A 25146-nucleotide genomic window follows, 5' to 3' on the forward strand; every position below is an offset into this window, starting at 1 on the left:
ATAGTTGTTTCAAATATCAATTAAGATATCCTAAACACCTTATTCCCTTTAATCATTCAATTAATTTTCTATTATATCCTTCAAAAATAGATTACTTTTAAAAATTTATGGGAACTGTAATTGGTAAATTTAGATAAAATAATTTATCAAAAACTTATGGGCCAGTAGCAAAAACTTAGAAGCAGAATCTTATAATTTTGTTATGAATAAAAAATTGGAGTGATAGGGATTATTAGAGGTGTTAATTTGATCCCATCATTCCAATCTCATTCTCTTTCGTTTTCGCCATTGTAGATAAGTAATAATAGAAGTTTTGAGTGCGGCGTAGTTTCCGATTGCCGCATAGCCGTAAAACCAACCCATAAATAAACCAGCAATAATATTCTGACGATGACTGATAAAGACGGAAATGAATAAGCCAAGGATGAGGGGAATGGTTGGGACATATTTTTTGGGTATATGAAAAACAATCTTAAGAATTTGCGTTAAAATCATGATTACAGGAATGGCTATTACTGCATCCCAGAAGTTTGTATGGATGATTGGAAATTCTATTTCCATCTTTTCACCTCTTTTAGTGAAGATTCTTATAATAGTTTTTCCCTGAAATATGGCATTTATTCTTTTTTGGATTAGCTTAAGTTTTTATTTTTGGGGCGAAATTATGGCAAAAGACGTCTACTCCGTTCCAAACTGTGACTTCAAAAGTTTGCCCCCATGCATGATACAACTACTGCTTTAAGTTCCCGAGTGACTTTCACTGGGGCCTTAATGATAATAAAGCCACGTTAAGTACTTAAGTTGTCTGTTTCGTGGATTGAACTGGATAGATATAGTAGAATCAAATCTTGTTAAATTTCTTAGCTTTTATTGGAATCTTCCAATTTATGAATCTAAATCATCTAAAAATATTTTTTAGAATTTTATTCTTATAAAATCAACTCTTTAAAACATTCATTTTTAATTTAATGAGTGTTTTTTTCTATTTTATTCATAAATCATTTTGTGTATTTTTGAGAAATACAATTGTATTTCTGTAGAAAATTTATTAAACTTAAAGACATAAATAAAATTTCCGTTAGCACAATTTAGTCTTAGATTAAATCTTTGGACTTTGTATCACAATGTAATGAGGGAAGTGCTAGTATGATTCCTCTACATCAAATATAAAGTAATGTATATGTGCATCTGTGTTTAGCATTAGGAGGGTATTATATGGCTAACAAAGAGTTGAAGAGAGGATTAGAAGCAAGGCATATACAAATGATCGCGCTTGGTGGAACAATTGGCGTCGGTTTATTTATGGGTTCAGCAAGTACAATTAGTTGGACTGGACCATCTGTTCTGCTTGCTTATGCAATTGCCGGGATTTTTATATTTTTTATTATGCGTGCGATGGGGGAAATGCTTTATCTTGAACCGAAAACAGGTTCATTTGCAACATTTGCCCATGAATATATTCATCCACTAGCAGGTTACTTAACAGCATGGAGTAACTGGTTCCAATGGGTAATCGTTGGGATGTCAGAGGTTATTGCAGTAGGTACCTACATGCAATATTGGTTTCCACATCTTCCAGCGTGGGCACCAGGAATTGTTGTGATGGTGATTTTAGGGATCGCAAACTTAGTATCTGTAAAATCATTTGGTGAATTTGAGTTTTGGTTTGCATTAATTAAAGTTGTTACAATTATTTTAATGATCATTGCTGGGTTGGGATTGATCTTCTTCGGTCTTGGTAATGGTGGACATGCTATTGGTCTTTCAAACTTATGGTCACATGGTGGGTTCTTCGCAGGTGGTATTAAAGGATTCTTCTTTGCATTATCACTTGTTGTTGCGGCCTATCAAGGTGTTGAATTGATTGGTATTACAGCTGGTGAAGCCAAAGATCCTAAAAAATCAATTACAAAAGCAACAAATTCAATTATTTGGCGTATTTTAATTTTCTATATCGGTGCAATTTTCGTTATTGTGACTGTTTATCCTTGGGATGAATTAAAAGCAGTTGGAAGCCCATTCGTTGTAACATTTGCAAAAATAGGCATTACAATTGCAGCTGGATTCATTAACTTTGTAGTGGTTACTGCTGCAATGTCTGGATGTAATAGTGGTATATACAGTGCAGGACGCATGATTTATACACTTGCTGAAAATGGTCAAGCACCTAAAATTTTCTTAAAAGTTTCTAAAAATGGTGTACCATTTTGGGGTACAATCGCTGTTTTAATCGGTTTAGCTGTTGGTGTTATTTTAAACTTTGTAGCACCATCTAAACTATTCGTGTATGTATATAGTGCAAGTGTATTACCTGGTATGATTCCTTGGTTCGCATTATTAATCGCTCAAATTCGCTTTAGAAAAGTGCATGCAGAAGAAATGAAAACTCATCCATTTAAAATGCCTTTCGCACCAGTCAGTAACTATGTAACAATTATTTTCTTACTAGCGGTATTAGTTGGCATGTGGATTAATGATGATACACGTATTTCGTTAATCGTAGGGATTATCTTCTTAGCACTTATGACAATTCTGTTCTATGCATTTGGTATGAATAGACGTAATTATAATTTGAAAAATAACAAATAAAATTTCAAAAGCAAAACCCGGGAAGTCCTTGTCATAAGGAATTTCCGGGTTTTTGTTTTATTGCTAGAACAAATTGAGTAGTTCCAACCAAAGAGCCACCAACCGTTTAATCAATAAATGTCTTTTCAAGAAAGATAAGTGATCGATAAGTTGATGGCTGTTTTTTTAAACTCATAAATTTGTTTGTATAGTTCTGTGAAATTTGTTATAAGAAAAGAGTGTAAATAAAGACAATACTAAATCAAGAGGACTTTTGAAAAATGATGTTAATAGATTTGGCATAATGTATTAACTAACTCCGTATTAAGGAAGTGAAATGCTTTGCAGATAATATCTAGTCGAGAGCGGCACGTATATCCGGTCATTTTTCCGACATCATATGGTGCTATTGGAACGATAAACTTTTTTATCATTAATGATGGAGGATCATTGACATTAATTGACACAGGTATTGACCATGAAGAATGTTGGAATTATTTTAATTTAGTATTAGCTGAACAGGGATGCAAGGTAACGGATATTGATCGTATTATTTTAACTCACCATCACGAAGATCATGTCGGACTTTTAAAGCGAATACTGGCTATAAAGAATATCCCTATATATGCTCATCCACTCGCGATTTTAAGATTACAAATGGATGTAGATTTCTTTAGGATGCGTTACCAATTCTTCAATGACTTATATAAGGAAATGGACTGCTTTCATGATGCACAACCGAGATTAGAAAGACTAACTCGAACGTTAAATGAATTAGATGATAAAAGATTAATAGCAAACTATATTCCTATTCAAGAAGGAGATAATGTTAATAGTTTGGAAGTCTTTGAAACACCGGGACATTCACCAGATTCTATCAGTTTATATGATCAGGAAAGAAAATGGTTGTTTACTGGAGATCTAGTTTTAAATGAATCTTCAACAAATGCGATTGTTGATCCTGATCAAAATGGTGTCCGCTTAAAATCAGTAACAGAGCAGCGAAAATCATTGGCTAAATGTGCAGAAATTGATGTATGGTTAACCTTTCCTGGTCATCAGACAATTATCGAAAATCATAAACCATTAATTCATCAAAAAATTGGATTCATGAATCGAAAATGTGAAAGAATTTTAACATTATTAACAGAAAAACCACAAACAGCAAGTTCACTGGCGAAGCAATATTATAGATCAAAATATCGCACAGAATTTTCTCTTGTTATGTCTGAAATAATAGGCTATCTCGATTACTTAGAAGAACATCAATTAGTAGAAAAGAAAAAAGTAGATGGTGTATGGATCTATTCACAATCACTAGAAAAAAACGAAGAGGCTATCCAAGAAGATTAATCTTTTGGATAGTTTTTTTGAATTAGCCACATGTTCAGATCTTTTTCTGAAACAGGGTTATAATAGAAATAGCTAATATATGAGCGTTAGGAGGGGTTTCGATGAGTAACTATATTGTTATGCAAGGAGAAACCTATGAAGAAGATAAAGACCTAGGTGTCATATGGTCGCCTATTTATGATAAAGCAGGAATAGAGCAACACTTTTGGGCAAGAATGCGAAAAGTGAAAAAAGGAGACTGCGTGTTCCATTATGTAAAAGGTGCAATTGTTGCGATTAGTATCGCACAAAGTGATTGTGAAGATGGGGTAAAACCAGTACTTTTTCGAATTCATACAGAAGAAAAAGTTCATGTGGTTCATGTGAAATATTATCCATTAGAATATCCTTTAATAATCAAAAATCATTGGGAGAAGATTCAACCATTACTTCCTACAAAGTATTCAGCATTTCGAGAGGACGGTAGTGGAAATAGTGGTTATTTGTATCCTTGTCATGAAGAATTAGCATTACAATTTTCAAAAATAATCCGTTCATTAAATAAAGCAAGTACAGATGAAGAACAACTATCATTATCAATTGATGCAGTTCAACAAACAAAACCATTATTCACGATTTTAGATCGATTAGATGGCCAATTGAAAGAAACCTTAGAGTATAATGAATCTAATTTTTTTGAACAACAAATAAAATTATGGAATGGAACTTGCCCGATTTGTGGAATTCATCATCAAAAAATGATGAAGGCCATACACGTCAAACCGATGAAAGAAAGTATATTAGAAGAAAGAAAAGATCCCTTTAATGGTATTTTACTTTGTTCAAATCATGCGGTTTTATATGAAGAAGGTCTTATTGCATTTGATGGTAGGGGTAGATTGCACATTTCACAAAAAATTCCCCCTCAAGAATATCGCAACTATCAATTAACGGAATGTAAGAAAATAGAATTATATCCGGAAAATAAAACCTACTACAGATGGCATAAACGATATCAATTTAAACCATAATGGGAATGGTTAGCAAGTTATAGGTTATTAAAAAACAATCAATTTTGTCGTATGAAATTGTTTTAGCTCCAAATGAAAATATGCTATGATGATTTTAGGGAGAGTGAACACAATTGCGCAGAAAAAGAGGAAAACTTCAAAAGCATCAAAATGTTATTGTGTTCCCTGGAACAATAGAAAGGTTAATTGCAGAAGGTCAACGTTTTGCTGAAAATTATCAATATGATAAAGCAGTTGTTTCATTTCGAGAGGCATTACAATATACAGAAGGCGATGAAAGCCTATTAAGTGTTTATGCCTTTGCTTTATATGAAACACGAAATTTTCAAGAAGCGAAAATCATTTGCGAGAAATTGCTAGCTATTGGTCCGCAGTTATACATAGAAACTATGGAACTTTATTTGACGATTTTAATGGAGTTGAAGGAGTTTAAGCAAGTAGAGACATTAATCGACTCCTTGCTTGAAGAAAACGTCATTCCACCTGAATCGCAAGATAAATTTATTCGTATCAGAGGCCTGAATGCAACAATTGCTGATAAGCAAGACCAGGAAGTCTCAGATCAGCTAGACATTGACGAGGCATATGAGCAATTCGAGGTAGATCAATTTTTTTCTCAAACGAATTTACAACAAATGCAGCAAATGCAAGCTATTCGTGATGTGAATATTCGTCCATTGCAAGAGTTATTAGTTGCGATCATTGAAGATAAACGTGCTCATCCTATGATTCAAAGTTTTGCATTGTACTTACTCGTCCAACAAGAAATAGATATTGAAGTGCAAGTGAAAAAGTTTGATAAAGAACGTACTGTCAATCCATCAAAACTACAATTTCCTGATGAAATGCCTGTCGCTAAGCAAGTTTTAAAGCTTGTTGAAAGTGCATTAGAACAGGAGCCATCAACTTTAGAAATGGTACAATATTTATTAGCAAGACATATGTTTGTGACTTATCCATTTGAATGGTTTCAATATCAATCTGATGAAATAGTAGAAGGATATATTGATTATGTACATGCAATGTTTGGTAAAGTAAAAGAAACAGATTACGATTTAATGGACTTACTAAATCTCCTAGAAGAGCAGTCTGAGCTGTTCGATGTATGAAATCTGTTGAAACTATAGTTATCTATGATATACTAAAACAGTTGTGAAAGTCGTATTAAACGAATGAATTGTCCAACATTTGAAATTAATTTTGGAGGTATTATAAATGTCAGCAAAATGGGAAAAACAAGAAGGCAACACTGGATTATTAACAGTAGAAGTTGCTGCTGAAAAAGTAGACGAAGCTTTAGATAAAGCTTTCAAAAAAGTTGTAAAACAAATTAACGTACCAGGCTTCCGTAAAGGTAAAATGCCTCGTCAAATGTTCGAAAAGAAATTTGGAGTAGAATCATTATTCCAAGATGCTTTAGAACTTTTAGTAAATGAAAACTATCCATTAGCAATCGATGAAACAGGTATCGAACCAGTAGATCAACCAGAAATCGATTTTGAAATGGAAGACCTAGGCAAACACAAAGACTTCAAATTCACTGCTAAAGTAACTGTTAAACCAGAAGTAACTCTTGGTGACTATAAAGGTTTAGAAGTAACTAAACAAGAAACTGCAGTAACTGATGAAGAAATCGAACAACAATTAAAAGACCAACAAACTCGTCTTGCAGAATTAGTTGTTAAAGAAGATGGCGCTGTAGAAGACGGCGACACTGCAGTAATCGATTTCGAAGGCTTCCAAGATGGTGTAGCATTCGAAGGCGGTAAAGGCGAAAACTACTCACTTGAAATCGGTTCTGGATCATTCATCCCAGGATTTGAAGAACAATTAGTAGGTGTAAAAGCTGGCGAATCTAAAGATGTGGTTGTAACATTCCCAGAAGAATACCATGCTGCTGAATTAGCTGGTAAAGAAGCAACATTTAAAGTAACTGTTAAAGAAGTAAAATCAAAAGAACTTCCAGAATTAGATGATGATTTAGCTGCAGAAATCGATCCAGAAGTAAAAACTTTAGATGAACTTCGTACTAAACTAAAAGAAAAAACAGCTGCTGAAAAAGAAAGCGCTGCTGAAACAGCTTTACGTGATGATTTAGTTGAAAAAGCTGCTGAAAACGCAACAATCGATATTCCAAATGCAATGGTTGAAACAGAAATCAACCGTATGTTACAAGAATACGATCAAAGCTTACAAATGCAAGGTATGAACCTTGACCTTTACTATCAATTCTCAGGTCAAGATGAAGCAGCTCTTCGTGCACAAATGAAAGGCGATGCTGAAAGCCGCGTACGAGTAGCTTTAGTTCTTGAAGCAATTGCAGAAGCAGAAAAAGTAGAAGTAACTGAAGAAGACATCAATGCAGAATTAGAAAAAATGTCTGAACAATTCAAAATGGATGTTGAACAAATTAAATCAGTTCTAGGCGGTACTTCTGTACTTGAACATGATGTGAAAATTCGTAAAACAGTTGAATTATTAGTTGAAAACGCTAAAGTAACTGAATAATACAGTTCAATTAGTAAACCTGAACAAGGTACGGGTTTTAAATCCGTACCTTGTTTTCTTAACATAAAGATAGAAAATTTAGAATAATACATATTTAAGAGCTAAAATGTTACAAGAAATCGTTATATTTGATAATATAGAAAGAATCTTGTAACATTGTTGCTTGAATAGGGGTGAAATAATTGTTCAAATTTAATGATGAAAAAGGCAATTTAAAATGCTCATTCTGTGGAAAACCGCAAGAACAAGTTCGTAAACTAGTTGCGGGACCAGGTGTATACATTTGTGATGAATGTATTGATTTGTGTTCTGAAATTGTTGTAGAAGAACTTGGTACTGAAGAAGAAGTTGAGCTAAAAGACATTCCAAAGCCAAAAGAAATACTAGATATTTTGGATGATTATGTCATCGGTCAAGAACGTGCTAAAAAAGCGTTATCAGTAGCTGTTTACAATCACTACAAACGCATTAATTCTAATAGCAAAGTAGATGACGTGGAGTTATCAAAATCCAATATTGTGTTAATCGGACCAACTGGTAGTGGTAAAACATTATTAGCTCAAACTTTAGCTCGTATTATCAATGTACCATTTGCGATTGCTGATGCTACTTCTTTAACAGAAGCTGGTTACGTTGGAGAAGATGTTGAAAATATCCTTCTTAAACTAATCCAAGCTGCTGATTATGATATTGAACGTGCTGAAAAAGGTATTATTTATATCGATGAAATCGATAAAGTTGCACGTAAATCTGAAAATCCTTCTATTACACGTGATGTGTCAGGCGAAGGCGTTCAACAAGCATTGTTGAAAATTCTTGAAGGTACAACAGCAAGTGTTCCTCCTCAAGGTGGTCGTAAACATCCTCACCAAGAGTTCATCCAAATAGATACAACAAATATTCTATTTATCGTAGGTGGAGCTTTTGATGGGATTGAGTCAATTATTAAACGCCGTATGGGTGAAAAAGTAATTGGTTTCGGTTCTGATATTAAAAAACATAATACTGATGATAAAGACTTGATGAAGCACTTAATCCCTGAAGATTTGCTTAAATTCGGTTTAATCCCAGAATTTATCGGTCGTTTACCAGTATTGGCTAGCTTAGAACAACTAGACGAAGATGCACTTGTTCAAATTTTAACTGAACCAAAAAATGCATTATCTAAGCAATATCAAAAAATGTTAGAACTTGATAATGTAGAACTTGAATTTGAAAAAGATGCATTATATGAAATTGCAAAAGAAGCTATTGAGCGTAAAACGGGTGCACGAGGCTTACGTTCAATTATTGAAAATATTATGTTAGATGTCATGTTTGAACTACCTTCTCGAAATGATATTGTGAAATGTATCATTACGAAAGAAACTGTTACAGATAAAGCTCGTCCAAAACTTCTTTTAAAAGATGGGACAGAGTTAGATCCGGATAGCGAAAAAACGTCTGCATAAGATCTGATTGAAAAGCTGGCTTCGATCAAGTGCCAATCAGCACTTGCATCGATGGCCAGCTTTTTTAAACTTATTATTGTGCATGAAAAGAGTTTTCTGTAACATACTTATAGCGTAATTATTAAAGTTCCTAAGATATTCAATAATATGATGAAATTACACACAATCATTCGGAGGTGATCACCCTTATGGCAGAAGTAACTAGAACAAAAAACATACCACTTTTACCACTTAGAGGGTTACTCGTTTATCCAACGATTTTATTACATATCGATGTAGGTCGTAAACGCTCTATTGAAGCATTGGAAAAAGCGATGGCGGATGATAATTTAATTTTTCTTGTGACACAAAAAGTCATGAGTGTAGAAAATCCGTTACAAGATGATTTATATGAAGTGGGAACTGTTGCATACGTTAAACAAATGTTGAAGTTGCCTAATGGGACATTAAGAGTGCTAGTAGAAGGTCTTAACCGAGCAAAAATTAAAAAATTTACAGATCATGACGACTATATTTCGGTTGATCTAGAAAATTTAGTCGATTCAAAAGAAGTTGATATTGAAACAGAAGCCTTAATGCGTACATTATTATCTTATTTTGAAAGATATTCTAAAGCATCTAGCAAAATTTCTAACGAATCTTATGAAACAGTTGCCGATATAGAAGAACCTGGACGTTTTGCGGATACAATTGCATCTTATTTGCCACTAAAAATGCAAGGTAAGCAAGAAATTCTTCGTACAACAGATGTTAAGGAAAGAATTAATATCCTAATTCAACGCTTGCATGACGAGCAAGAGGTATTAAATCTTGAACAAAAAATTAATACCAAAGTAAAGCGTGCCATGGAAAAAACTCAAAAAGAGTTTTATTTACGTGAGCAGATGAAAGCTATCCAGGATGAACTCGGAGACCGTGAAGGAAAGCAAGCAGAAGTTGAAGAGCTCAAAAAACGTATTGAAGCTTCGGAAATGCCTGAAGATACAATGAAAGTGGCATTAAAGGAATTAGGTCGTTATGATAAAATACCAGCTGCTTCAGCAGAAAGTGGTGTTATTCGGAACTACCTAGATTGGCTTATTTCTTTACCTTGGAAAACTGCAACTGAAGATCGCCGTGATATCCATGTTGCAGAAAAGATATTGAATCGAGATCATGAAGGTCTAGAAGAGGTTAAGGAACGTATTTTAGAATATCTATCTGTTCAACAGTTAACGAAGTCACTTCGTGGACCAATTCTTTGTCTGGCAGGTCCTCCTGGAGTAGGGAAAACTTCATTAGCAAAGTCAATTGCTGAATCTTTGAACCGTAAATTTGTCCGCATTTCACTTGGGGGTGTTCGAGATGAATCCGAAATTCGTGGACATCGAAGAACATATGTAGGTGCAATGCCAGGACGAATTATTCAAGGGATGAAAAAGGCGGGTACGATTAATCCTGTTTTCTTATTAGACGAAATTGATAAAATGTCCAATGATTTCCGCGGCGACCCATCAGCAGCAATGTTAGAAGTATTGGATCCAAACCAAAATAGTACATTTAGTGATCACTATATTGAGGAATCATACGACTTATCAAATGTTATGTTTATTGCTACTGCAAATGACCTAAGTACAATACCGGGGCCATTACGTGATCGTATGGAAATTATATCAATTGCCGGTTATACAGAAGTAGAAAAACAAGAAATTGCGAAGAAACACCTAATCCCTAAACAGATGGAAGAAAACGGATTAGCAAAATCTCAATTACAGATTCGTGAAGATGCAGTGCTTGATTTAATTCGTTATTATACAAGAGAAGCAGGTGTTCGTAGTTTAGAACGTCAAGTTGCTTCACTTTGCCGAAAAGCAGCAAAACAAATTGTATCAGGTGATAAAAAACGCGTTGTAATTACATCGAAAAACCTAGAAGATTTATTAGGAAAACATCGATTCCATCATGGACAAGCTGAAAAAGAAAATCAAATTGGCGTGGCAACAGGTTTAGCTTATACAGTTGTTGGCGGTGATACACTTCAAATTGAAGTTTCACTTACTCCAGGGAAAGGCAAGATTCAACTAACTGGTAAGTTAGGTGATGTCATGAAGGAATCTGCCCAAACAGCATTATCCTATGTACGTTCCAAATCGGATGAATTAGGAATTGAAGACGATTTCTTTGATAAGCATGATATCCATATCCACGTACCAGAAGGGGCAGTGCCGAAAGACGGTCCTTCTGCTGGAGTGACCATGGTGACAGCAATTACTTCAGCCATTACAAAACGACCAATTCGTCGAGAAGTAGGTATGACAGGAGAAGTTACTTTGCGAGGACGGGTATTACCGATTGGTGGACTAAAAGAAAAATCACTAGGAGCTCACCGTGCAGGATTAACAACAATTATTTTACCAAAAGACAATGAACGTGATATTGATGATATTCCAGAAAGTGTTCGGAAAGGGCTCACATTTAAGCTCGTGTCAAACGCAGATGAAGTATTGAATATAGCGTTAGACGGAGGGATTTTATGAAAGTCAATAATGTAGAGATGGTCATTAGTGCAGTACAACCATCTCAATATCCAGAGGACGGTCTGCCAGAGTTTGCTCTTGCAGGTCGTTCTAATGTTGGTAAATCATCTTTTATCAACCGTATGATTGGTCGAAAAAGTATGGCCCGGATTTCATCAAAGCCAGGGAAAACGCAAACTCTCAACTTCTATAAAATTGAAGAACAATTATTTTTTGTAGACGTTCCAGGTTATGGGTATGCTAAAGTATCTAAATCTGAACGAGAAGCATGGGGCAAAATGATTGAGCAATATTTAACTGGAAGAGCAGAGTTAAAAGCAGTTGTACAAATTGTTGATATTCGCCATGAACCAACTGACGATGACTGCATGATGTATGATTTCTTGAAACATTATAATATTCCAACAATTGTTATCGCAACAAAAGCCGATAAAATTAAAAAAGGAAATTATGCAAAACATAAAAAAATAATTGAAGAAGTTCTAGATATGGATCCAGATGACCCATTGATTTTATTCTCATCGGAAAAAGGTATGGGAATGGAACAAGCATGGGCTGAGATTGAAAAAAGAATGTAGTAGATTACATAAACCTGTAGAATAATGCAATTCTACAGGTTTTTTTCTTAATTAATAGATTGCGTTAAATTGATCATTACTTGAAAATCAATACAAAATTATGATAAAAGCCACAGCCCTTTTTAAGAATATTTAATCAAAAAGCAACTATATTGTAGTTAGATGAATGATTTGATAAAATATAGATTATAATAATTCTAAAGAAAAATGTCGATTTTTATCTTGCATAAATGGGCAGTAAAAACCCCACTTTAAGATTAAGAAAGAAGCAAAGTAGATAGAGGGCGTAACTGCACGTGAAAATCCGATTGGTTCAACTAATCATAAGTGGAAAGAACCACGCTAAGTTTCACTTTATGTCATAGCCTGTTCACAAATTGGAAACAGGATCATTCATAATTTATGTTATAATAATAGACGTTAATTAGAACGTGAGAGGTGTATAATTTCATGCATACCATTGTAGTAGGCTTGAATTATAAAACAGCGCCCGTCGAAATTCGTGAAAAATTCTCATTTACCGAAGAAGAACTTCCCGAAGCGATGAGAGCATTACAAAGTCAAAAAAGCATATTAGAAAATGTAATTGTCTCAACTTGTAACCGTACTGAAATCTATGCTGTAGTCGATCAACTTCATACAGGACGTTATTATATTAAACAATTCCTATCAACTTGGTTTAAAGTTCCAGTTGAGAACTTTGAATCACATCTTTATATTCGTGAAGAAGACAGTTCGATGTTACATTTATTTAAAGTTTCTTCAGGAATCGACTCAATGGTATTAGGCGAGACTCAAATTTTGGGACAAGTTAAGAGTAGCTTTTTAAAAGCTCAAGAAATAGGCGTAACAGGTACTGTTTATAATAAATTATTCAAGCAAGCCATAACATTTGCAAAACGAGCTCACGGTGAAACAGCTATAGGTGAAAATGCTGTATCTGTTTCTTACGCAGCAGTAGAACTTGCAAAGAAAATTTTCGGATCATTATCAAATAAACATGTAGCCATTTTAGGTGCTGGTAAAATGGGTGAACTAGCAGTTGAAAATTTATATGGAAGCGGTGTAGGTAAAGTAACTGTTATTAACCGTACTTTCTCAAAAGCAGAAACACTGGCTGAGAAATTCCATGGTACTGCAAAATCAATGGAAGAGCTTCAATGTGTATTATTAGAAGCAGATATTTTAATTAGTTCAACTGGTGCAACTGACTATGTAATTGATTATGACTTGATGGAACGTGTAGAACAATTACGTAAAGGTAAACCAATATTCATGGTTGATATTGCTGTTCCTCGCGACTTAGATCCAAGAATAGGCGATATATCTAATGTTTTCTTATATGATATCGATGATTTACACGGTATTGTTGAAGCGAACCTAGCAGAACGTCAAGTAGCAGCAGAACAAATCACATCAATGATTGGTACTGAAGTCGATGAGTTTAAAGATTGGATGACTACTTTAGGAGTTGTTCCTGTAATTGCAGCTCTTCGTCAAAAAGCAGCTCGTATCCAAGCGGAAACCATGCAAAGTATTGAAAACAAAATGCCTGACTTAACTGAACGAGAGAAAAAGGTATTGAATAAGCATACGAAATCGATTATTAACCAATTGTTAAAAGAACCAATTTTGCAAGCAAAAGAAATGGCTGGCTCACAAAAAGCAAAAGAGCAATTAGCGTTATTCCAACAAATTTTTGGAATTGAAGAAGAAGTGGAAGAAGAAGCTCGAAAACAACAACTTCACCAAAAAGAACGCTTGCAAAAAACAGCATTAGGAACACAAATAACTGATGCTAAATTGTCATATTAAAGAACTTTTTTGAAGGCGTTTTCGTGTCTATGTGTTAAACTAATAGGTACGAAGACGCTTTTTTATCTAATGTATCAAGCTATATAAAGGAGTAGGTTATGGCTGATTTGACGATGACAAGGCTACATGAAGCAATGGTCGTCTTATATGCGATCAGTCTTGTCTTTTATTTTATTGATTATCTAAATAAAGATGCAAAGGCACATCGAATTGCATTTTGGCTTGTATCAATAGTATGGATTTTGCAATCCATTTTCTTAGGGTTATATATTATAGAAACACATCGATTCCCGATATTATCACTATTTGAAGGGATTTATTTTTATGCTTGGCTTTTAGTGACAATTTCGATTTTATTGCATTGTCTATATCGTGTCGATTTACCGGTGTTCTTTCTAAATGTGCTTGGATTTATTTTTATGTCGATTCATACATTTGCGCCCAATCAAATTGCACAATCGCCAGTAGGACATTCGCTTGTTTCTGAGTTACTTTTCATCCATATAACGTTCGCAATATTGTCATATGTTGCGTTTTCTTTATCATTTGTTTTCTCTACATTGTATATAATCCTATATAATGTACTTAAGAAAAAGAAATGGACAAAACAATGGACGAGATTACCATCCTTAGAGCAAGCTCAAAAAGGAATGTCAGGCTCATTATTAACAGGTATTCCGATTTTGTTGATCAGTTTAATATTAGGGTTGCAATGGGCCTATGTGTCATTAACTAATTTTCCAATTTTCGATATGAAAATTATAGGTTCTTTTGTATCTTTATTAATCTATTGTTTTATTTTATATGGAAATCGAAAAGGAAAACTACATACAACAATGTATGCTTGGACCCATGTCTATGCGTTTTTGATCATTATTATCAACTTCTTTTTAGGAAGTCGTTTATCAAGTTTTCACTTTTGGTATTAATAGAAAGGTTGGATTGTAAGTGCGTAAAATTATTGTAGGTTCTAGAAGAAGTAAACTTGCTTTGACACAAACAAACTGGTTCATCGATCAATTAAAAAAAGCCGGTGCTCCGTTTGAATTTGAAGTAAAGGAAATTGTTACAAAAGGTGATAAAATCCTTGATGTTCAACTGTCAAAAGTAGGTGGTAAAGGCTTATTTGTTAAAGAAATCGAACAAGAATTATTTGATAAAGAAATCGATTTTGCCGTTCACAGTATGAAGGATATGCCTGCAGTACTTCCAGAGGGACTAGTAATTGGTTGTATTCCAAAACGTGAAGACCCACGAGATGCTTTTATTTCAAAAGGACATATTAAATTTGCAGATCTTCCTAAAGGTGCAGTTGTAGGTACTAGTAGTTTACGTCGTAGTGCACAATTATTACTTGCTCGCCCTGATTTAGAAATCAAATGGATTCGTGGTAATGTTGATACTCGTTTAGCAAAACTAGAAACAGATGAATACGACGCAATCATTTTAGCTGCAGCAGGATTAAAACGATTAGGCTGGAATGATGAAGTTGTTACTGAATATTTATCTACGGATGTTTGTATGCCAGCTGTTGGACAAGGTTCACTTGGTATTGAGTGTCGAAGTGATGATGAAGAATTACTTGCAGAACTTGCTAAATTGACAGATAAAGCTACTTGGGAAGAAGCGCAAGCAGAACGTGCTTTCTTAGCTGCTATGGACGGCGGTTGCCAAGTACCTATTGCTGGGTTTGCCCGTTATAATGATGGTCAAGTTGATTTTAAAGGTTTAGTAGCTGCTCCCGATGCTTCTATTTTCTATAAGGAATCATTAGTTTCAGAAGACGCTGTTGCAGCAGGTAAAGAGGTTGCTGCTAAGTTAACAAAACAAGGTGCTTTTGATTTGATTCAAAAAGTAAAGGCTGAACAAAATGCCAAATAATTTGCCATTACAAGGACAACAAATTGTTCTAACTGGCACGAAAATGACGCATTCTGTATCTTCCAAAATTACAACTCTAGGCGGCAAAGTTTTTCACTTGCCGCTTATTACTGTGCAAGAAGTTGTGCAATCAGAAGATCGTCAACTAATAAAACAAGCAATAAAATATGAATGGTTAATATTTACCAGTCAAAATGCAGTTCAAGCGTTTGCCAATAAACTAGAACGTTTGCAACAAACTAAAGAGGATTGCTTAGCGAAAATTGCTGTCGTTGGGGAAAAAACAGCCCAAGCTCTCGAAAAATTAGGTTTTACAATTGATTTCATCCCTTCTACATATAGTGCAGATACTTTTGTTAAAGAATTTCCTTTGCATGTTGGACAATTAAAAAGTTGTCTATTCTTGAAAGGTAGTTTAGCAAAGGATACTATAAAAGAGGGATTACCGTTTCCAGTAAAAGAATGGATTGTTTATGAAACAATTCAAACAACTGAGCATGTTCCAGTATTAAAAGAATTACTCAAGCAATCACAAGAGGTTACTGTGATCTTTGCAAGTCCTTCTGCTGTAGAAGTTTTTGCAAAGCATATAGCTCCTGAAATAGGTTGGAACGGCTTTACGGTTGCAGCAATTGGACATGTGACAGAAACAGCATTGCAAAATGTTGGGACAACGGTAGATATAAAACCAGCAAAGTATACGATGATGGCCATTATTGACGAATTGGCTAAGAGAAAGGAACTTTAATCATGACAGAGTTAAACTTTAAGAGACATAGACGTCTACGCCAATCTGCAACTATGCGTGCAATGGTAAAAGAAACATACTTACACAAAGAAGATTTCATCTATCCAATCTTCGTAATTGATGGTGAAAATATTAAAAATCCAGTGGAATCAATGCCAGGTGTATACCAATTTTCACTAGATCGTTTGGCTGAGGAAATGGATGAAGTGGTGTCACTAGGTATTCCTTCTGTTATTCTTTTTGGTCTTCCAGCTGAAAAAGATGAAGTTGGTACACAAGCATTCCATGATCATGGGATTGTACAAGAAGCCACACGATTTATCAAAAAGAACTACCCAGATATTATCGTAGTAGCAGATACTTGTTTATGTGAATTTACTTCTCATGGACACTGTGGTGTCGTATCAGAAGATCATAAAATCTTAAATGATCCTTCATTAGATATCCTCGCAAAAACAGCTGTCTCACAAGCTCAAGCAGGAGCAGACATTATTGCACCTTCTAATATGATGGATGGCTTTGTAGCTGCAATCAGAAAAGGTTTAGATGAAGCTGGTTTTGAAGATGTTCCAATTATGTCTTATGCAGTAAAATATGCATCTGCATACTATGGTCCTTTCCGTGATGCTGCGGATGGCGCACCAAAATTCGGTGACCGTAAAACCTATCAAATGGACCCTGCAAACCGCTACGAAGCAATGCGTGAAGCAACTAGTGATGTTGAAGAAGGGGCAGATTTCTTAATCGTAAAACCAGCATTATCTTACTTAGATATCGTTCGTGATGTTCGCAATAATTATGATTTACCTGTTGTTGCATACAACGTAAGTGGTGAATATGCAATGGTTAAAGCAGCAGCACTTAATGGCTGGGTTGATGAAAAACAAATCGTTCTAGAAACTTTAACAGGTATGAAACGTGCTGGTGCCGACTTAATCATTACTTACCATGCGAAAGATGCCGTTCGCTGGATGGAGGAGAAATAATCGATGACTCGTTCACATGAAAAATCTAAAGCAGCTTTTGCTGAAGCAATTAACTTAATGCCTGGTGGGGTGAACAGCCCTGTTCGTGCATTCAATGCAGTAAATATGGATCCAATAGTTATGGAAAAAGGTCATGGTGCGATTATTACTGATGTTGACGGTAATGATTATATCGACTATGTATTATCATGGGGTCCACTAATTATTGGTCATACACATCCTGACGTAGTAGCAGCTATTAAGCGTGTTGCAGAAACTGGTACTAGCTTCGGTGCTTCTACTGTCATCGAAAATGAATTAGCAAAAGAAGTAATCAAACGTGTTCCATCTGTAGAAATGGTACGTATGGTATCTTCTGGTACAGAAGCAACAATGAGTGCTATTCGTGTTGCGCGTGGTTTCACTGGACGCGATAAAATCTTGAAATTTGAAGGTTCTTATCATGGTCATGGTGACTCATTATTGATCAAAGCTGGTTCAGGGGTTGCAACACTGGGTTTACCTGATAGCCCTGGAGTTCCAATGGGAATCGCTCAAAATACAATTACAGTTGCTTATAATGATTTAGAAGCTGTTAAAGAAGTTTTTGAGAAATACGGTGAAGAAATTGCCGCTATTATTGTAGAACCTGTTGCAGGTAATATGGGCTGTGTTCCTTCACTACCAGGCTTTTTAGAAGGTTTACGCGAAGTAACAACAAAAGCTGGCTCAGTATTAATCTTTGATGAAGTAATGACAGGTTTCCGTGTAGGATTTAATTGTGCTCAAGGATATCTTGGTGTGACACCAGACCTTACTTGCTTAGGTAAAGTAATCGGTGGTGGACTTCCAGTAGGTGCATTTGGTGGTCGTCGTGAAATTATGGAACGTGTAGCACCAGCTGGTCCAATTTATCAAGCTGGTACACTTTCAGGGAATCCCCTAGCAATGGCTGCTGGTCTTGAAACATTAAATCATGTAACACCAGAATCATATGAATACTTCAAAAAATTAGGTGATCAATTAGAAGTTGGTTTCCGTGAAGCAGCTGAAACTTATCATATTCCTCACACTGTAAACCGTGTTGGTTCTATGATTGGTTACTTCTTAACAAATGAAAAAGTAATTAACTTTGAAACAGCAAAAACAGCAGATTTACAATTATTTGCAGATTACTACGCATTAATGGCAGAAGAAGGAATCTTCCTTCCACCATCCCAATTCGAGTGCGTATTCTTCTCAACAGCACATACAGAAGAACATATTGCAAAAACAGTGGAAGCATTCCAAAAAGTATTTAAAAAATTAGCTCGATAAATATATAACGATGGTTTGTGAATAAAAGATCTTCTAAGGTATACTTGAATAGGATTGCTAAAAAATACAAAAAGAGTCAACGAAATTATTTCGTTGGCTCTTTTTGTGGGTAGTTATTTTGGATTTTGGCTGGAATAGAGTGGAAAACTTTAATTGTTTGAATTTTCAATTAAAATAAGTATTTAATTGGAGGAAAATATAGGTTATTTTTAAGTTTAAAACCTCAGGGTATTGAAAAGTCTTATTTTGATGGATCGCCCAATGGAAATACTAATCATAAATAGCATAAGTGAACTTGGACAATTTATCTCTTCCTAGAATGTTCTTTTTCAATTTTTTACGCATATACATGAAGATAGAGGAGGGATAGCATAGTGCAAAAGATTACCTGGGAAATAAATGAGTTATTTATTTTTCCAGAAACTTATGGCTGCCCTGTAAAAGCGAACGAAATTCATGTAAAGCCTCGTTGGGAACAACAAGTTGATGATTTATCAGTTTCGCTTTCAGGGATTTATCATTTATCAGCTTTTCTGGAATTTGACGTAGACAAAGAGAGAGAAAAACAATTGTCAAACGAATGTACATTAATAGATGAGGTGGAATGGCAAGATAAGCAAGCATATTTTGAATACGCCATTCCCTTAGATGTTAATTTACCAAAAGAACGTGTAGTACATTCAACAATTCAATTAAATACGAGAGACATTGATGTACAATTGCGAGATGATGGTATTTGTCATATCAAATGTCAAGTCGATTGTCTCTATGACGAAGTACAAGATGAATCATCAGAAGTAGTTCAGTCCTACGAAAGCAATACTGTGATTCATCATTCGGAAACAGTTTCAGATCCAGTAAGTGATTCAGAAATAACAGAAGTCGAAGAATCCATCTTAAGTGAATTTTTGTGGGATTTAGAAGAACATTATACGAGAGTCGAAATTCCGTTAAATAAAGTCCGTTATTAGTAGATAACAAAGTAGTACAAAGAATAAAAGTATAATGATATCCCATGTTGTAGGTACAATAATGACTCGAATAAATTGAAAGCAAGTGATGGGTACGATAATGTTTCGACAATAGAATCTAGTCTTTCTTAACCAAGGGGGAAGTAAATAAGGGTTGTAACGATTTTTTTTCATAACTTCATCTCCTTTCTGTTAAATAAAAAATCCATTCCTAGTAATATATGTAGCTAGGGATGGATTTTTGTAGTTAAAGTGGGTAAATGATTGTTTAGGTTTCTTCAATTGTGATCAAATCATGTATAGGGGATTTTTTTTGATTTGATGCAGCAGGTAAAGAACATCCATTTTTATCATCCCATCCGTGTATCTTTCAATTTGTATAAAATATAGTAAATCCAAATCATCCATTAGTTGATGATTAAATGATAGCCGTTAATATTATATTTAGATAATATATTTAAATTTTTGCCTCTAAAAAGAAATGTTATACGTATTTCATTTAAAAAGTTAAATCTTTTGGGAAATGATTATTATTCCATAACCGCTCTTCTTCTATTAATAGAGCATCAATACCTTAGAATAGATTACAATGATAGAAGGTGTTTTTTGTAATTCGTGGAATAGCGTTTTTAGAGGATTAAAAGTATTTTAAATAGTAGATATTTCAAATGGATTTTAAAGTCAACATTATTTATAGGGTATATTGAGAGACTACTGTACGTATTAAAAAAGGAATCGTTTTTACATGTTGATGTCGTCCTTTCAATTTTTATTAATTTTATAATGTGCAGAGTTACATGTTAATAACGGTAAAATTTGTTTAAAGTATTCTGAAAAACTTGAAAAACTAAAGCTTTTTCGTTACAATGATTACAGCTATATATATATGCTGAGAAGGGGAGGAGTAGAACGCTCCTACTTGTAAGAGAGGGAACGGTTGGTGAAAGTTCCTCAAGTAGTCGTTTGAAGGTAGCCCTGGAGCAGTTTCTGTGAACGATTAAGTAGCAGTAACCGGTTAGTAGCCGTTATGAGATGAAGTGTCAGCCATTTTGTGCTGAAATTAAGGTGGTACCGCGAATATACCTTCGCCCTTTTATAGGGCGAAGGTTTTTTATTTTGCTTTGTTAAAGAATCTTGTTGATATATGAATAGCTTACTCGAGTGAATTTGGTGACTCTTAAAGGGAAGCGTCCGTTTTAGTGAAGCAGTAAATCAAGCAGAGTAAGCGGTGAAAGGACCTTATACTTCATACCATGATGAGACATTAAAGGAGGTCATTATATTGACTGAACAAAACACATCTATGCCAACAAAATATGATCCACAGTCGATTGAACAAGGTCGTTATGAATGGTGGCTTGAAGGTGAATTCTTCAAAGCACAACCTGAAAGTGGAAAACAACCCTATTCAATCGTAATTCCACCGCCTAATGTAACAGGTAAATTACACTTAGGGCATGCTTGGGATACTACACTACAAGATATTCTCATTCGTATGAAACGTATGCAAGGATATGACGCTTTATGGTTACCAGGTATGGACCATGCAGGTATCGCTACGCAAGCAAAAGTAGAAGCGAAATTACGTGAACAAAACATTTCGCGTTATGACTTAGGTCGCGAAAAATTCCTAGAAAAAACGTGGGAATGGAAAGAAGAGTATGCAAATACAATTCGCCAACAATGGGCTAAATTGGGCCTTGCATTAGATTATTCTCGCGAACGTTTCACATTGGATGAAGGTCTATCAGACGCAGTCAAAGAAGTATTCGTAAAATTATACGAAAAAGGTTTAATCTATCGTGGTGAACGTATTATCAACTGGGATCCACAAGCAAAAACAGCATTATCAGATATTGAAGTAATTTACAAAGATGTTCAAGGTGCTTTCTACCACATGGAATATCAAATTAAAGATAGTGACGAAAAAGTTGAAATTGCGACAACCCGTCCAGAAACAATGCTTGGTGATACTGGTATCGCTGTAAACCCTAAAGATGAACGATATGCTCATTTAGTAGGTAAAACAGCTATACTTCCAATCGTTGGTCGCGAACTTCCAATCGTAGCTGATGATTATGTTGATATGGAATTTGGTACGGGTGTTGTTAAAATGACTCCTGCACATGACCCTAACGACTTTGAAGTAGGTAACCGTCACAATTTAGAGCGTATTATCGTGATGAACGAAGATGGTACAATGAACGAAAATGCTGGTAAATACCAAGGATTAGATCGTTTCGAATGTCGTAAACAAATCGTAAAAGATTTACAAGAACAAGGTGTACTGATTAAAATCGTAGACCATATGCATTCAGTAGGTCATTCAGAACGTACCGGTGTTGTTGTGGAACCTTACCTTTCTGCACAATGGTTTGTTAAAATGGAACCACTTGCAAAAGCGGCTCTTGCATTGCAAGAAAAAGAAATGGAAAAAGTAAACTTTGTACCAAACCGTTTCGAAAACACATACAGTCGCTGGATGGAAAATGTTCATGACTGGTGTATTTCTCGTCAATTATGGTGGGGGCATCAAATCCCAGCTTGGTACCACAAAGAAACAGGTGAAGTATACGTAGGAAAAGTTGCACCAAAAGATGAAGAAAACTGGACTCGTGATGAAGACGTTCTAGATACATGGTTCTCATCTGCATTATGGCCATTTTCTACAATGGGCTGGCCTGATGAAGCAAGCGCAGATTACAAACGTTACTATCCAACAAGTGCATTAGTAACAGGTTATGACATCATCTTCTTCTGGGTATCTCGTATGATCTTCCAAGGTCTTGAATTCACTGGAGAACGCCCATTCAAAGACGTATTAATCCACGGTTTAGTACGTGATGGTGAAGGTCGCAAAATGTCTAAATCGCTTGGTAATGGCGTAGACCCAATGGATGTAATCGAACAATATGGTGCAGACTCATTGCGTTACTTCTTAGCTACTGGTTCTTCACCAGGTCAAGATTTACGCTATACAACGGAAAAAGTAGAAGCTGTTTGGAACTTCGCAAACAAAATTTGGAACGCTTCACGTTTCGCTCTTATGAACATGGATGGCATGACATATGACGAAATCGATCTTTCAGGCGAAAAATCTGTTGCAGATAAATGGATATTAACACGCTTAAACGAAACAATCGAAGAAGTAACAAGACTTGCTGACAAGTATGAATTTGGTGAAGTTGGTCGCCAATTACACAACTTCATCTGGGATGATTTCTGTGACTGGTATATTGAAATGGCTAAATTACCACTGTACGGAGAAGATGAAGCAGCTAAGAAAATGACTCGTAGCGTACTTGCTTATGTATTAGATAACACGATGCGTCTATTACATCCATTAATGCCATTTATCACAGAAGAAATCTGGCAAAACCTACCTCATGAAGGAGTATCGATTACGCAAGCTTCATGGCCAGTAGTAAACCCAGAATTTACTTTTGAGCAACAATCTCAAGATATGAAATTGTTAATGGATATCATCCGTGCTGTCCGTAATATTCGTGCAGAAGTAAATACACCAATGAGCAAAAAAGTACCTATGTACATTTCTGCAAAAGATACAACAACATTAGCTGTTCTGGAAGACAACAAAGCATATATCGAAAAATTCTGTAATCCAGAAACACTTACTCTAGGTGAAAAATTGCAACCTGAAATGAAAACAATGTCTGCCGTTGTATCTGGAGCTGAGCTATTCTTACCTCTTGAAGGTCTAATTGACGTGGCTGCAGAAATTGAACGTCTAACACATGAACTAGAAAAATGGGATAAAGAAGTAAAACGAGTTCAAGGCAAACTAAACAATGAACGCTTCGTATCCAAAGCACCTGAAGAAGTAGTTGCTGCTGAACGTGCAAAAGAAGCAGACTACCTTGAAAAATTCGCTACCGTTGAAAAACGTATTGCTGAATTAAAAAATATGTAAATTTACTAATCAAGAAAATCGCTCAAGCTATTTATGATAGCTTGAGCGATTTTTTGATTTGATTGTAAATCTGATTTTGGGAAGATCTAAATTGTAGAAAACCGCGGATGATGCATCAAAGATCGCGGAAACAACAGTGTAAATCGCGGATATCATGAATATCCCAGAACAAAATTCACGATAGAGGAAGACAAAATGGCTCAACAAATCATGACAAAGGAAAGTTAGGATATAAATTGAAAGAAACACGGATACAATTCAAAAAACCGCGGATGTAGAATCAGAAACCGCGGATAAAATCTTGAAAAAATATTCAAAATAGTAGACCATATAAATATTATATAAAAAATGCACGAAACTAAATTTTGGATATTTATAATGGTAATTATACATCTTATATTAATTAAAATAATAAAAATATGATTAATAAAATGCCTGGTTTTAAATTTTGAAACTTTGCATAAATTTGGAATCCTCTTTATACTTTTAGTTAATAGTAAGGAGGGAGAGTTTTGATTAGAAAAGGGTATTCTGAAACACACTATTTAGATGCGTTGTATGGATTAATTCAAAGGCTTCCAATGTCAAATCCTAAGAGGCAAGAATTAGTAAGTGAATACAATCGTATAAAAGCAGGGAACATAGGTGAAAAAGTTGTAATGGATTCACTTGAACAGTTGCAATTACCTTATAATTTCTATATTTTTCATAATCTTTCTTTGAAACTAGAAAGCCATATTCAAATTGATATATTAATATTAACTACATACTATGCATTTGTTTTTGAAGTAAAAAATATTAAAGGTGTTATTGAATTGAGAGATAATCCCAGTCAACTTGTCCGAACACTTTCTGATGGTGAAGTTCATATTTTTAAAAGTCCAGAACCTCAATTAGATGAGTATATTTATCAACTTCAAAATTTTTTTCTAAATCATAATATTAATATTCCAGTCTACGGTGCAATAATATTTCCTTTTACATCAAGCTTTATCAAACAAAGTTCTAATAAAAATACAGTATTACTAAAAAATGAAATAAAACCATTTTTACGAAAGATTGGAACGAAACTTGAATCTGTTACTAACAAAGAGCTAGAATATTTGACTAGTTTCATTTTAGCAAATCATAAAGAATTTAATCCTTATCCGTTAAAGGAACGATATAATATTCCACGTGAAGATATTTTAAGTGGCGTTTTCTGTAATAAGTGCAACAGACTTGGCATGAAAAGAATTTCCCATTATTGGATATGTCCGAGTTGCTATTCTAAGAGTTCAAAAGCTCATGAAAAAGCAATTTATGATTATTTAACGATCATTAATAATAAAATATCGAACGCAGAATGTAGAGAATTTCTTAAAATTAAAAGTGCTGATCAGTCTTATAGAATGATGACAAACATGAATCTAATAAAAATAGGGAAAAAAAGTGGTGTAAAATATATGCTTCCCGAAAGAAAAATGAAAATTTAATTGAATAGTCCGCTCAGCTATCGTGGTAGGATATAAATTGTTGGATACGCGGATACTAT

At 34.8% G+C, this 25146-nt stretch carries 18 protein-coding genes and 1 other annotated feature; of the genes, 17 read left to right on the plus strand and 1 reads right to left on the minus strand.

What is annotated here, in order from left to right; genetic code table 11:
- Positions 1 to 255: 255 nt before the first annotated feature.
- Entirely contained in the window at positions 256 to 555 is a 300-nt protein-coding gene (locus CEF14_RS01280; protein ID WP_102694253.1) for a hypothetical protein, read from the minus strand.
- 660 nt (positions 556 to 1215) lie between these two features.
- On the opposite strand from CEF14_RS01280, the gene CEF14_RS01285 reads away from it, so the two are divergent.
- From CEF14_RS01285 to CEF14_RS01370, 17 genes are all read left to right on the plus strand, one after another.
- A complete protein-coding gene (locus CEF14_RS01285; protein ID WP_102691165.1) occupies positions 1216 to 2589 on the plus strand; it encodes an amino acid permease in 1374 nt (457 codons plus the stop codon).
- Positions 2590 to 2910: 321 nt separating this feature from the next.
- Positions 2911 to 3921, plus strand: coding sequence for an MBL fold metallo-hydrolase (locus CEF14_RS01290; protein WP_102691166.1), 1011 nt, complete (start codon positions 2911 to 2913; stop codon positions 3919 to 3921).
- 101 nt (positions 3922 to 4022) lie between these two features.
- Positions 4023 to 4931, plus strand: coding sequence for an HNH endonuclease (locus CEF14_RS01295; RefSeq protein WP_102691167.1), 909 nt, complete (start codon positions 4023 to 4025; stop codon positions 4929 to 4931).
- Between the two features lie 113 nt (positions 4932 to 5044).
- Positions 5045 to 6040, plus strand: coding sequence for a DUF3196 family protein (locus CEF14_RS01300; RefSeq protein ID WP_102691168.1), 996 nt, complete (start codon positions 5045 to 5047; stop codon positions 6038 to 6040).
- A 106-nt stretch (positions 6041 to 6146) separates the two neighbouring features.
- The gene (gene tig, locus CEF14_RS01305) at positions 6147 to 7439 is read left to right on the plus strand and encodes a trigger factor (RefSeq protein WP_102691169.1); all 1293 of its coding nucleotides are present in this window, start codon (positions 6147 to 6149) and stop codon (positions 7437 to 7439) included.
- A 182-nt stretch (positions 7440 to 7621) separates the two neighbouring features.
- Entirely contained in the window at positions 7622 to 8890 is a 1269-nt protein-coding gene (gene clpX / locus CEF14_RS01310; protein ID WP_102691170.1) for an ATP-dependent protease ATP-binding subunit ClpX, read from the plus strand.
- Positions 8891 to 9078: 188 nt separating this feature from the next.
- Complete coding sequence (gene lon, locus CEF14_RS01315; RefSeq protein WP_102691171.1) at positions 9079 to 11406, plus strand: endopeptidase La; 2328 nt, start codon at positions 9079 to 9081, stop codon at positions 11404 to 11406.
- A complete protein-coding gene (gene yihA, locus CEF14_RS01320; protein ID WP_102691172.1) occupies positions 11403 to 11984 on the plus strand; it encodes a ribosome biogenesis GTP-binding protein YihA/YsxC in 582 nt (193 codons plus the stop codon). Before lon ends, yihA begins: the two co-directional genes overlap by 4 nt.
- Positions 11985 to 12434: 450 nt before the next feature.
- On the plus strand, positions 12435 to 13799 hold the full coding sequence (gene hemA / locus CEF14_RS01325) for a glutamyl-tRNA reductase (protein WP_102691173.1): 1365 nt from the start codon (positions 12435 to 12437) through the stop codon (positions 13797 to 13799).
- A gap of 98 nt (positions 13800 to 13897) precedes the next feature.
- Positions 13898 to 14728 carry a cytochrome c biogenesis protein CcsA gene (gene ccsA / locus CEF14_RS01330; RefSeq protein ID WP_102691174.1) on the plus strand — a complete coding sequence of 277 codons (831 nt, stop codon included), beginning with the start codon at positions 13898 to 13900 and terminating at the stop codon, positions 14726 to 14728.
- A 19-nt stretch (positions 14729 to 14747) separates the two neighbouring features.
- Entirely contained in the window at positions 14748 to 15680 is a 933-nt protein-coding gene (hemC, locus tag CEF14_RS01335) for a hydroxymethylbilane synthase (protein ID WP_102691175.1), read from the plus strand.
- Positions 15670 to 16428: a uroporphyrinogen-III synthase gene (locus CEF14_RS01340; RefSeq protein WP_102691176.1), complete on the plus strand. Its 759-nt coding sequence runs from the start codon at positions 15670 to 15672 to the stop codon at positions 16426 to 16428. Before hemC ends, CEF14_RS01340 begins: the two co-directional genes overlap by 11 nt.
- 2 nt (positions 16429 to 16430) lie before the next feature.
- Positions 16431 to 17414: a porphobilinogen synthase gene (gene hemB / locus CEF14_RS01345; protein WP_102691177.1), complete on the plus strand. Its 984-nt coding sequence runs from the start codon at positions 16431 to 16433 to the stop codon at positions 17412 to 17414.
- 3 nt (positions 17415 to 17417) lie between these two features.
- A complete protein-coding gene (gene hemL / locus CEF14_RS01350; protein WP_102691178.1) occupies positions 17418 to 18710 on the plus strand; it encodes a glutamate-1-semialdehyde 2,1-aminomutase in 1293 nt (430 codons plus the stop codon).
- Positions 18711 to 19084: 374 nt separating this feature from the next.
- A complete protein-coding gene (locus tag CEF14_RS01355; protein ID WP_102691179.1) occupies positions 19085 to 19681 on the plus strand; it encodes a hypothetical protein in 597 nt (198 codons plus the stop codon).
- Between the two features lie 882 nt (positions 19682 to 20563).
- Positions 20564 to 20777, plus strand: a binding site (T-box leader).
- 207 nt (positions 20778 to 20984) lie between these two features.
- Complete coding sequence (locus CEF14_RS01365) at positions 20985 to 23612, plus strand: valine--tRNA ligase (protein WP_211284642.1); 2628 nt, start codon at positions 20985 to 20987, stop codon at positions 23610 to 23612.
- 512 nt (positions 23613 to 24124) lie between these two features.
- Positions 24125 to 25087, plus strand: a complete 963-nt coding sequence (locus CEF14_RS01370; protein WP_102691181.1) for a nuclease-related domain-containing protein — start codon at positions 24125 to 24127, stop codon at positions 25085 to 25087.
- The last annotated feature ends 59 nt before the right edge of the window (positions 25088 to 25146 follow it).

Origin of the sequence: Rummeliibacillus pycnus (genome assembly GCF_002884495.1) — a bacterium.
GTDB classification, from domain to species: domain Bacteria; phylum Bacillota; class Bacilli; order Bacillales_A; family Planococcaceae; genus Rummeliibacillus; species Rummeliibacillus pycnus.